9 protein-coding genes are annotated in these 11,499 nt (G+C 68.5%); 6 read left to right on the top strand and 3 right to left on the bottom strand.

The genetic code is table 11. From position 1 onward, the window contains the following. Positions 1-15 precede the first annotated feature (15 nt). Positions 16-1,206, top strand: coding sequence for an adenylyltransferase/sulfurtransferase MoeZ (gene moeZ, locus E0H75_RS26420; RefSeq protein WP_131516340.1), 1,191 nt, complete (start codon positions 16-18; stop codon positions 1,204-1,206). Here the strand turns inward: moeZ and E0H75_RS26415 are convergent. Both E0H75_RS26415 and E0H75_RS26410 read right to left on the bottom strand, forming a co-directional pair. Next, positions 1,203-1,985 carry a maleylpyruvate isomerase family mycothiol-dependent enzyme gene (locus E0H75_RS26415; RefSeq protein ID WP_165554040.1) on the bottom strand — a complete coding sequence of 261 codons (783 nt, stop codon included), beginning with the start codon at positions 1,983-1,985 and terminating at the stop codon, positions 1,203-1,205. The two genes, moeZ and E0H75_RS26415, sit on opposite strands and share 4 nt — an antisense overlap. Continuing rightward, a complete protein-coding gene (locus E0H75_RS26410) occupies positions 1,985-2,623 on the bottom strand; it encodes a TetR/AcrR family transcriptional regulator (protein WP_131516338.1) in 639 nt (212 codons plus the stop codon). The genes E0H75_RS26415 and E0H75_RS26410 overlap by 1 nt, the downstream gene beginning before the upstream one ends. 88 nt (positions 2,624-2,711) lie before the next feature. Between E0H75_RS26410 and E0H75_RS26405 the strand changes: the two genes are divergently transcribed. The 5 genes from E0H75_RS26405 to E0H75_RS26385 all read left to right on the top strand — a co-directional run bounded on the left by E0H75_RS26405 (position 2,712) and on the right by E0H75_RS26385 (position 10,935). Continuing rightward, positions 2,712-2,978 (top strand): DUF2277 domain-containing protein, encoded by a 267-nt coding sequence (locus E0H75_RS26405; protein WP_131516337.1) that lies wholly within the window; start codon positions 2,712-2,714, stop codon positions 2,976-2,978. A gap of 103 nt (positions 2,979-3,081) precedes the next feature. Continuing rightward, a complete protein-coding gene (locus tag E0H75_RS26400) occupies positions 3,082-3,921 on the top strand; it encodes a TIGR03560 family F420-dependent LLM class oxidoreductase (protein ID WP_131516336.1) in 840 nt (279 codons plus the stop codon). A gap of 31 nt (positions 3,922-3,952) precedes the next feature. Beyond that, entirely contained in the window at positions 3,953-4,264 is a 312-nt protein-coding gene (locus E0H75_RS26395) for an MGMT family protein (protein WP_131516335.1), read from the top strand. Positions 4,265-4,514: 250 nt separating this feature from the next. Continuing rightward, on the top strand, positions 4,515-7,640 hold the full coding sequence (locus E0H75_RS26390) for an ATP-dependent helicase (RefSeq protein ID WP_238163288.1): 3,126 nt from the start codon (positions 4,515-4,517) through the stop codon (positions 7,638-7,640). A 55-nt stretch (positions 7,641-7,695) separates the two neighbouring features. Then, positions 7,696-10,935 carry an ATP-dependent DNA helicase gene (locus E0H75_RS26385; protein ID WP_131516333.1) on the top strand — a complete coding sequence of 1,080 codons (3,240 nt, stop codon included), beginning with the start codon at positions 7,696-7,698 and terminating at the stop codon, positions 10,933-10,935. On the opposite strand, the gene E0H75_RS26380 is transcribed toward E0H75_RS26385, so the two are convergent. Beyond that, positions 10,932-11,489, bottom strand: a complete 558-nt coding sequence (locus E0H75_RS26380) for a Uma2 family endonuclease (protein WP_131516332.1) — start codon at positions 11,487-11,489, stop codon at positions 10,932-10,934. The two genes, E0H75_RS26385 and E0H75_RS26380, sit on opposite strands and share 4 nt — an antisense overlap. Positions 11,490-11,499 lie beyond the last annotated feature (10 nt).

The raw sequence follows: 11,499 nt of genomic DNA, 5'->3' as shown, positions 1-11,499 counted from the left end.
ACGAGGAGCCGACACGTGTCACTGCCACCGCTGGTCGAACCAGCCGACGAGCTGACCATCGACGAGGTGCGCCGGTATTCGCGGCACCTGATCATCCCCGAGGTCGGGATGGCCGGACAGAAGCGGCTGAAGAACTCCAAGGTGCTGGTCATCGGCGCCGGCGGCCTGGGCAGCCCGGCGCTGCTCTACCTGGCCGCGGCCGGCGTCGGCACCCTCGGGATCGTCGAGTTCGACACCGTCGACGAGTCGAACCTGCAGCGCCAGATCATCCACGGCCAGTCCGACGTCGGCAAGTCCAAGGCCCAGTCGGCCAAGGAGTCGATTCTCGAGACCAACCCGAACACGAACGTCGTCCTGCACGAGACCCGGCTGGACAACGACAACGTCTTCGAGATCTTCGAGCAGTACGACCTGATCGTCGACGGCACCGACAACTTCGCCACCCGGTACCTGGTGAACGACGCCGCGGTGCTGCTCGGCAAGCCGTACGTCTGGGGCTCGATCTTCCGCTTCGACGGCCAGATCAGCGTGTTCTGGGCCGAGCACGGCCCCTGCTACCGCTGCCTGTACCCGGAGCCGCCGCCCCCCGGCATGGTCCCGTCCTGCGCGGAAGGCGGCGTACTCGGCGTGCTCTGCGCGTCCGTCGGCGCGGCCCAGGTCACCGAGGCGATCAAGCTGCTCACCGGCATCGGCGACCCGTCGCTCGGCCGGCTGAACATCTACGAGGCGCTCGACCTCAACTGGCGTTCGCTGAAGGTCCGCAAGGACCCGAACTGCGCCATCTGCGGTGAGAACCCGACCGTCACCGAGCTGATCGACTACGAGAGCTTCTGCGGCGCGCTGACCGAGGAGGCGGCCGACGCGGCCGTCGGCTCGACCATCTCGGTGAAGCAGCTGAGCGAGTGGATCAAGCTCAAGGACAACGGCGAGAAGGACTTCGTCCTGATCGACGTCCGCGAGCCGAACGAGTACGAGATCAACAAGATCCCGGGCTCGGTGCTGATCCCGAAGGCGGATTTCCAGACCGGCGTGGCGCTGGAGAAGCTGCCGCAGGACAAGCAGTTGGTGTTCCACTGCAAGTCGGGCGTCCGCTCCGCCGAGGTGCTGGCGATCGCGAAGGGTGCAGGCTTCTCCGACGCCGTCCACGTCGGTGGCGGAGTGGTTGCCTGGGTCGACCAGATCGACCCGAGCCAGCCGTCGTACTAGAACGGCATCCGGCACGAACTGACCGCGTCGACCGCGGCGGCGTCACCTGAGACCACAGGTGCGTCGTCGCGGCCTGACAGTGTTCGCATGTAGCCGACGGCGTCTACCGCGGCGCGACCGACCGGCTCATCCCTCCCGAGCCGGTACGTCCCACCTCCCGGGCCCGTGAGTTCCAGTACGACGGTCGGCCGGTCACCCCAGAACGGTCCGTCGACCACGTCGTACATCACCTGTCCGATGATCTCCTCGGCGTACGGTCCGGCGTCGAAGGACCGTCCGAGCGCCTGGCAGATGTCGTCCCGGTGCATCCACAGGTCCCGCGCCAGCAGGATGTCGTGCACGTAGGCCAGGGACATCCGCGGGAAGTCGTCCGCCTGCATCGTGATCCGCCGGAACAGCTCCGGACTGCGTGAGATCCTGCGGGTCGCCTTGGCCCACAGCGTGTCGAACAATGTCCGCAGTTCGGCCGGCGGCGTACCGCGGTGCTCGTCGGCCTGCACCATCATGTGCGCGTCGAAGCGGGGGATCCCCGGGTAGACCCGCTTGCCCTTCCGGAAGCGCCGCGGGAAGGACCACGGCGTGATCACGTCCTCCGCCTGGCCGATCAGATGCCCGGCGATGTCCGCGACGTCCCACTCGTCGCACACCGTACGGCGCTGCCACTCGGTCCCCTCGATCGACGCCAGCAGGTCGTGCCACGTCCGGATCTCGGCGTCCCGATGGACCTTGCATCGCGGCCGATCGGCGCGTCCGATCTGCTCTGCGAGTACTGCACTCATCATTTCCCCCTGGTCGGTGAATAGTGCTGGTAGAACATCTCGAGGACGGTCGGCAGCAGCCGGATGAAGCGTCCGCCCTCGAACGAGGCGTCCGGCTCGTTCGCGATCTGCTGCGAGATCAGGCCGGCCATCATCGACGTCTGGAGCGCGATCCCTTCGTCGCTCGCCGCGTCCGGGTGCAGGTGCCCGGCGTCGACCGTCGCCTGCAGATGGCCGCGGAGGTCCTGGATCGATTCCAGGGCCGGCGCGTAGGCCTCCGGGCTCGGCTCGAAGCCGGGGATCGTGCGCCAGAACATCAGCTGCGCGTACACCTGGTGCGCCAAGCACCAGCGGCAGAACGCGGTCGCCACGATCAGGTTGAGCTCGAGCTGGTCGTCGGTGTTCGCGGTCAGCCCCGCGGACCGGTAGGCGTCGCGCAGCAATTCGTTGCCGCGCTGGTAGAGCGCGTCGTAGATGGCCATCTTGGACGGGAAGTACTGGTAGAGCGACGGCGGTTGCATGCCGAGCCGGCGGGCCACCGCGGACAGGCTGAGCGCCGCGACACCCTCGGCCTCCATCAGTTCGATGGCGACGTCGAGGATCTCTTCGATGGTCGCCTGACGGCGGCGGGTACGGCGGTCCAGACCAGCTGTGCTCATATGTTGAGGAAAACCTAATACCGTTAGGGAAGTCAATACCCCGTAGGAATTCCGTTGGTTTGTCCCTGTGGCCGACTACTGTCTTGGCATGTGCAGAAACATCACCGTCCTGAGGGGACTCGAGCCGGCCGCGACCTCTGAGGAGATCTACGCGGCCGCGCTGCAGTACGCGCGCAAGGTGTCCGGCGTCGGCTCGCTGAGCTCGACCACCCGCGGCCCGATCGAGCGGGCCGCGACCGAGGTCGCCAAGATCACCCAGCAGTTGCTGGCGGAGATGCCCGAGCGCCGCAACCCACCGCAGACCGTGCCGCCACTGCGCCGTCCCGAGGTGCGCGCAAGACTCGGCCTCGACTAGTCCCGCCTTGCGACAGGAGGTGCTCGCCGGCCGCCGCTGCGGCTGAGTGCTGTGATCGCGGGTAATGTCCCACCTGGGAAACGGTTGCCTAGGGAGGACGCACATGCGGTTTGCGATCAAGACCAGGCCGGAGCACACCACGTGGCAGCAGCTGCGGGACGTGTGGATCGCCGCGGACGAGTTCGAGATCTTCGAGTCGGCCTGGCACTGGGACCACTTCTACCCGCTGACCGGTGACATGGCCGGCCCGAATCTCGAGGCCTGGACCACGCTCGCCGCACTCGCGCAGGCGACGCAGCGGATCCGGATCGGGTGCCAGGTCAACGGCATGATCTACCGGCATCCCGCCGTCACGGCGAACATGGCCGCGACCACCGACATCATCTCCGGCGGCCGGCTCGAACTCGGCCTCGGCGCGGGCTGGAACGAGATGGAGACCACGGCGTACGGCATCGAGCTGTACGGGTTGAAGGAGCGCTTCGACCGGTTCGACGAGGGCATGCAGGCGATCGTCGCGCTGCTCACCGAGAAGGTCGCGAACTTCGACGGCAAGTACATCAAGCTCACCGACGCGTACTGCGAGCCGAAGGCCGTGCAGACCCCGCACCCGCCGATCGCCATCGGCGGCAAGGGCCCGAAGCGCACCCTGCGCGCGGTCGCCCGCTGGGCCCAGCACTGGAACGTGATCGTCGCGAACCCGGAGGAGTGGAAGCCCCTCAAGGACATCCTCGTCAAGCACTGCGAGGACGTCGGCCGCGACGTCAACGACATCACTTGCTCGGTCAACGTCAGGATCGATCCCGACGAGCCCCTCGACACCGCGGTCGCGGCCGCGGCGGCGTACGGCGAAGCAGGAGTCGACATGGTCGTCCTGAACCTCCCCCTGGACGCCCCACCCTCCGTCCTCGAACCCCTCGCCAAGGCAGTCGCCCCACTCGCCTGAACTGTCTGCTCTGCCCGCTAGGTTGGGATGCGTGGATCGGGACGAGTACATCGAGGCGGTGTTGCGGGCGGTGGAGTCGATTCCGCCGGGCAGCGTGGCGACGTACGGGGACATCGCGGAGTACGTCGGGCAGGGTGGTCCCCGACAGGTCGGCGCGATCATGCGGGAGTACGGCGGGAGCGTGCCGTGGTGGCGGGTGATCCGTGCTTCGGGTGTGCCTGCTGATGAAGTTGGCGATGAGCAGCTGCACAACCTGCGGTCCGACGGGGTCCGCGTGACCAACGGCCGGGTGAACCTGCGCGCCGTTCGCTGGGACCCCGAGCCTTCGCACACCGAGCACTAGATGCCGGCGGCGCGACTGCTCCGCCCCGAGCCTTCGCGCCGCCGGTGTCTTGTTGATGCCGGGGGTGGACGGAAAGTTTGTCGCGTCCGGTTTCCGGCTATTCGAGGAGTGCTCGGGGTGGGCGTGAGGATTTGTCGGTGGGGTCTGCTGGGATGGTGCGATGGTCAGCAGACAGGGGTCCCGGTATCGGTTGATCCGGGCCGCGGGGCGGAGTGCTGAAGCCCCTGTTCTGGATGCTGATCAGCAAGCTGTGGTGGATCACCCGGCCGGACCTTTGCTGGTGCTGGCCGGCCCAGGGACCGGGAAAACGACGACCCTCGTCGAGGCTGTCGTCGATCGAGTCCGCAACCGCGGCCTCAGTCCGGACGAAGTGCTCGTGCTCACGTTCGGCCGCAAGGCCGCGACCGAGCTGAGAGACCGCATCACCGGACGCCTCGGCAGGACCACGCGAGTGATGCCGTCGATGACGTTCCACTCCTTCTGCTACGCGTTGCTGCGACGCTTCACCCCGGCCGACGCGTTCGACGTACCGCTCCGCCTTCCGTCCGGCCCGGAGCAGTCGTTGCGGCTGACCGAGGCGCTGTCCGGCAGCCGTGAGGTCGGTGCGGTGAAGTGGCCGAGCAGTCTGCATCCGGCGCTGAAGACGCGCGGGTTCACCGACGAGGTGCAGGCCGTGATCGGCAAGGCGCGGCAGCTCGGACTCGACCCGGAGGACCTGTCCGCGATCGGGCAGTCGGCCGAGCGGGCCGAGTGGGTGGCGGTCGGCGACTTCTTCGAGGAGTACCTGCAGATCCTCGACCACGAGCAGGTGCTGGACTACTCCGAGCTCATCCACCGCGCGGTGATCCTGGCCCAGCAGCCGCAGGTCCAGGCCAAGCTCCGCACCGAGTTCAAGGCCGTCTTCGTCGACGAGTACCAGGACACCGATCCCGGTCAGACCAAGCTGCTCCAGGCGATCGCCGGCGACGGTCGCGACCTGGTCGTCGTCGGCGACCCGGACCAGTCCATCTACACGTTCCGCGGCGCCGACGTCCGCGGTCTGCTGCGCTTCACCGACGAGTTCCGTACGGCGGATGGCGCGGACGCGGCCCAGATCGCGCTCGGCACGACCCGCCGGTTCGGTACGACGCTGCAGCGCGTGTCTCGCAATGTCGTCAGCCGCCTCGGTGTGCCAGGGACGCTGGACCGCGACACCTTCGACCGCTTCCGGAACCCGGATGCGAGCAGCTGTGTCTACGGTGCCGGGAAGGTCGAGGCAAACCTCTACTCCACCAGCGGCGCCGAGCTCGAGCACATCGCCGACCTGCTCCGGCGAGCACATGTCCAGGACGGAGTCGGCTGGCACGAGATGGCGGTGCTGGTCCGGTCCGGCAGTCGTTCGATCCCCCCGTTGCGTCGCGCGCTTGCGGCCGCGGGGATCCCGGTCGACGTGGCCGGTGACGAACTGCCGTTGTCCCGGGAGCCCGCCGTACGTCCGATGCTGCTGGCGTTGCGTGCGGTCGCGGACCCGTCGACGTTGACGGTCGACGTCGTACGGGCGTTGGCGTTGTCACCGTTGGGCGCGATGGATGCGGGGCAGTTGCGGCGGCTGGCGCGGGTGCTGCGGCGGCGGGACCGGGAGGCGGCGGGCGGCCAGCGGTTGCCGCGGTCGTCGGACGAGTTGCTGCGCGAGGCCTTGATGAATCCGCTGCTCCTCGACCAGGAGGCGTCGCCGGCCGAGGCCCGGTTCGTCGCGCTGGGGGAGAGGTTGCTCAAGGCAAGGAACATCGTGACCGCCGGCGCCGCCCCGGACGAGGTGATGTGGTCGCTGTGGTCGGAGTCGCCGTGGTTGCGGCGGTTGCGCGGTCAGGCCAACTCGGGTGGGGAGCCGGCCAGGGCGGCGAACCGGGATCTGGATTCGTTGTGTGCCTTGTTCGACGCGGCGAGCCGGGCCGAGGAGCAGGTCGGGTTCAAGGGCGTGTCAGCGTTCCTCTCGGAGCTCGAATCGTTGGACATCGCGGGGGACAACCGGTTCGACGCGACGTACCGCGAGGCCGGCGTACAGCTGATGACGGCGCACCGGTCGAAGGGTCTGCAGTGGCGGCTCGTCGTTGTCGCGAGTGTGCAGGAAGGACAGTGGCCGGACCTGCGGCGGCGCGGTTCTTTGCTGGAGCCGGATCGGCTCGGCACTGATGGGCTCATCGATCCGTTGTCGGCCGGTGCGTTGCTGGCCGAGGAGAGACGGTTGTTCTACGTCGCGATCACGCGGGCTCGGGAGCGGTTGATCGTGACGGCCGTCCAGGCGCCTGAGGCGGACGGGGACCAACCCTCGAGATTTCTTGCCGAGCTCGACATTCCTTTGAAATTGGTCGCGGGGCGGCCGCGGCGGCCGTTGTCGTTGCACGGTCTGGTCGCCGATCTGCGCTGTGTGTTGTCGGATCCGTCCTCGTCGCCCGCGTTGAAGCGAGTGGCGGCGGATCGGCTGGCGTTGCTGGCCGATGCCGTCGACGACCGCGAGCATTCGTTGGTGCCGACGGCCGATCCGTCCCGGTGGTGGGGAGTGCGGGAGCGGACCCGGTCGGAGCGGCCGATCGCGGACCCGGATCTGCCGGTGCCGTTGTCGGGGAGTGCGCTGACGACGATCGTCGACTGTCCGCTGCGATGGTTCCTGCAGCGGCGTGCGGGCGGAGAGACGCCCAGTACGTCGGCCATCGGGTTCGGCATGGTGTTGCACACGCTGGCGGATGCGGTCGCGACCGGGACGCTGCCGCCGTCGGTGGACGAGCTGACCGGCTGGCTCGACAAGGTGTGGACGCAGCTCGACTTCGAGTCGACCTGGATCTCGGACCGGGAGCGGGTCGAGGCGGAGGACGCGCTGCGGCGGTTCGTCGCGTGGCACCAGGGGCGGCCGGATCGCACGCTGGTGGGCACCGAGGTGGACTTCGACGTACTGCTGCCGGATACCGACAAGCCGGCGGTGCGGGTCAAGGGGCGGATGGACCGGATCGAGCAGGACGGTGAGGGGACGATCCGCGTGGTCGACCTCAAGACCGGCCGTTCGATGCCGACCAAGCCGGCGCTGGCGCGGCATGTGCAGCTCGCGATCTACCAGCGCGCCATCGCGTCCCGCCAGCTGAAGGATCTTGGCGAGGAGCCGGTCGCAGGCGGTGCCGAGCTCGTCCAGCTCCGCCACGACGACAGCGGCTTCCCGAAGGTGCAGCACCAGGGCCCGCTCGAGGCCGACGACGACGGCAAGACCTGGCTCGACGAGGCGGTCGAACACGCCGAGGCGATGGTCCGCTCCGAGGAATTCATTGCCAAACGCAACGATGGCTGCAGTCGCTGCGAAGCCCGCCCACTCTGCCCCATCCAACCCGAAGGCCGGGAGATCGTCTGATGCACGCCCACCCCGACCCTGCTGGCCCGACCTGCTCCGACAAGCGGGTCTGCTGATGCGCGCTCAGCTGAACTCGACTGCTGAGTTGTGTGAACTACTGGGGATTCCGTTCAGTGATCAGCAACTGGCGGCGATTACGGCGCCGTTGGCGCCTGGGGTGATCGTGGCGGGCGCCGGGTCCGGGAAGACGACGGCGATGGCGGCTCGGGTGGTGTGGTTGATCTGCACCGGGCAGGTGCTGCCGGAGGAAGTGCTCGGGCTGACGTTCACGAAGAAGGCGGCGAACGAGCTCGACGTGAAGATCCGTGACGATCTGACCAAGGCCGGCGTGCTCGGATCGACCCTGCCGAAGGACCAGCCCCCGATCCTCGCCGCCCACCTCCGCAGCAACATCCCGAACTGGGAGCCCGAGGAGCCTGGCGAGCCGGTCGTCTCGACGTACCACGCCTTCGCCGGCACGCTGATCGCCGAGCACGGCCTCCGTCTCGGGCTCGAGCCAGACGCCCGAGTCCTGGCCGACGCGACCCGGTTCCAGCTCGCGGGCCGCGTCGTACGGCGGTCTGCCGGGCCGATCCGCTTCGCCTCGCATCACGTGCCCACGCTCGTCAACAGCCTGCTCGCGCTCGACGGTGAGCTCGCGGACCACCTGCTCCGGGCGGACGACGTACGCGATCATGACGAGGCAGTACGACAAGAGGTGGCGGCGGCGCGGAAGCAGACGGTCGAGGTGCGCAAGCTCGCGGAGACCGCGCTGAAGCGAGGCGAGATCCTGCAGCTGGTCGAGGAGTACCAGGCCTACAAGGGGGAGCGCGGCGTCGTCGACTTCGCCGATCAGATGGCGCTCGGTGCGCGGCTGGCCGAGGAGTGCCCGGAGGTCGCGGTCGCCGAGCGCTCGCGGTACAAGGTCGTCCTGCTCGACGAGTACCAGGACACCTCGGTCTCGCAGCGCCGGATGCTCACCGCGTTGTTCGCCGGCCCGGATGTCGAGCACGGCCGCGGTCACCCCGTCACCGCGGTCGGCGATCCGTGCCAGGCGATCTACGGCTGGCGCGGCGCGTCCGTCGCCAACCTGGACGAGTTCCCCGAGCACTTCCCGAACGCGGACGGCACGCCCGCCCATCGGTATGTGCTGAGCGTCAACCGGCGCTGTGGCAGCCGCATCCTGGCCGCCGCGAACCAGCACGCCACCGAGTTGTACGAGCAGCACCCCGGCGTGATCCCACTCGAAGCCCCGGAGAACGCACCCGAGGGCGCGATCACGGTCGGCCTGTTCGAGACGCGCTCGCAGGAGATCGAGTGGGTCGCCGACGCGATCGTCGCCGCGCACCGCACCCCGAACCGCCGGTGGAAGGACATCGGCATCCTGATGCGGACGAACGTCGACCTCAGCGCGGTGCACGAAGCGCTGATCGCCCGCAAGGTCCCGGTCGAGGTCGTCGGTCTCGGCGGACTCCTCGCGCTGCCCGAGGTCGTCGACGTCGTCGCCACCCTGCAGGCGGTCAACGACCTGACCGCGAACGCCGCGATGCTCCGGATCCTCACCGGCCCGCGCTACCGGATCGGGCACCGCGACCTCGCCCTGCTGGCGAATCGGTCCCGCGCGCTCGCCGACACCGGCGACCGCCCGGACGCGGACGACCTGCTCGCCGCACTCGACGCGGCCGTCGCCGGGATGGACTCGACCGAGGTGATCTCCCTGGCCGAGGCGGTCGACGATCCAGGACCGGACGCCTGGGGGTACTCGCCGGAGGCGATGGTTCGCTTCAAGGAACTGTCCATCGAGTTGCGCGAGCTACGCAACCACGCCGGGGAGCCGCTGCTCGACCTGGTACGACGCGTCATCAGCACCATCGGCCTCGACGTCGAGCTGACCGCGACGCCCGACCACGTCGACTCGGGCCGTCGCGACCACCTCGCCGCGTTCTTGGATGCCGTCGGCAACTTCGTCTCCACCGAGTCGGACGGATCGCTCGACGGCCTGCTGGCCTATCTGGCCGCCGAGGAGGAGTACGCCGCCGGCCTCGACCTCGCCGTACCGAGTGAGGCGGACTCGGTGAAGCTGCTCACCACGCACCGGTCGAAAGGCCTGGAGTGGCCGATCGTGTTCGTGCCGACCCTGGTGCAGAAGGTGTTCCCGTCGGACCGCGGCCGGGACAAATGGACGACGAACGCGAAGGTGCTGCCGTGGCCGTTGCGCGGTGACGCCGACACGCTGCCCGACATCCACGACCTGTCCAACGCCGGCCTGAAGGCGTTCACCGACGAGTGCAAGGGCGTGAACGCGCTGGAGGAGAGGCGTCTCGGGTACGTCGCCTTCACCCGTGCGAAGGAGATTCTGGTCGCCACCGGACACTGGTGGGGACCGACGCAGAAGCGCCCGCGCGGCCCCTCGTCGTATCTGGAGACTCTGAAGAAGCACGCCGGTGACCGGGTGATTTCGTGGGCCGAGCAGCCTGAGCTGACCGAGGAGAACCCGGAGCTCGCCGAGCAGACGCAGGCGCCGTGGCCGACGCCGTACGACACGGAGTCGTACCAACACCGCCTGGAAGCGGTGGAGTTGGTGCAGCGCTCGCGGGCGGAGGGTCCGTCGACCGAGGCGGAGGAGTCGCTGCTGCTGGACGAGCAGGCGACGGTCGCACGCTGGGACTCCGAGATCGAGCGATTGTTGTCAGAGGCAAGGGAAAGCCGGAGCCGGAAGGCGTACGACGTCGAGCTGCCGGCCGCGCTGTCGGCGACCCAGGTGATGCGGCTCGCGAAGGACCCGGACGGGCTGGCGTCGGAGCTGGCTCGGCCGATGCCGCGCAAGCCCAACCGGGCGGCGCGTTTCGGCACTCGCTTCCATGCCTGGGTGGAGAGCTACTTCGGGCAGCAACTCCTGCTCGACCCCGACGACCTGCCTGGCGCCGCGGACGAGGACATCGTCGACGACACCGACCTCACCGAGCTGATGGACGCATTCCGCATCGGACCGTACGGCGAGACCACGCCGTACGAGATCGAGGCTCCGTTCGCGCTGGCCATCGGCGGCCGGGTCGTCCGCGGCCGCATCGACGCCGTCTATCAGGTGGTCCGGCCCGACGGATCCCGCGGGTACGACGTGATCGACTGGAAGACCACCCGCAACGAGACGGCCGACCCCCTCCAACTCGCCATCTACCGAGTCGCCTGGTCAGAGCTCATGAACATCCCCCTCGACCAGGTCACCGCCGCCTTCTACTACGTCCGCCAAGCCGACATAGTCCGCCCCCCAAACCTCCCCACCAAACAAGAGCTGATCAACCTCCTGAACGGCTAGCGAACCAGCTCGCCCGGCACAATCCGCACCGCGAACGGCGCCGTCGCCTCGAACACCTCATCACCGACGACAGTTCTCTCGGCGTACTCACCGTCCACCAACTCGCGGACCGTCAGCGCGCGCCTGGCCGGGTCGAACATCCAGTACGACGGCACCTTCGACAGGTCGTAGAGGGCCTGCCTGAAGCCCGTGTCCAGCGCTCGCGTGCTGCGCGACATGATCGCAACCGCCAGCAACGGCCGCTCGACGTGCCGGTCACCGACGTCATCGCGATGACACACGAGGATGTCCGGAAGCAACGAGAGTCCGGCGGCAGGTTCGAACCGGACCGGCGCCGGAAGGACCTGCAGTTGCTCAGGGCAGATGGACCGCAAGGTGCATGCCAGCTCCAGCAGCACGGCCTGATGAGACGGCGACGGCGGACGACGCACCACCAGCGAGCCGTCGACCAGCTCACAACGGACGACGTCCTCGGGGACCTCGTCGAGGTCGGACGGAGTGAAGGCGCCCGGCTGCGACGGGCGTAGGGCATTCACGACATCGATGTCTCTCATGCGAGCACCC

It is taken from the genome of Kribbella capetownensis (genome assembly GCF_004331485.1).
Classification (GTDB): Bacteria; Actinomycetota; Actinomycetes; order Propionibacteriales; family Kribbellaceae; genus Kribbella; species Kribbella capetownensis.
This window is presented reverse-complemented; position numbering and strand designations above follow the sequence as displayed.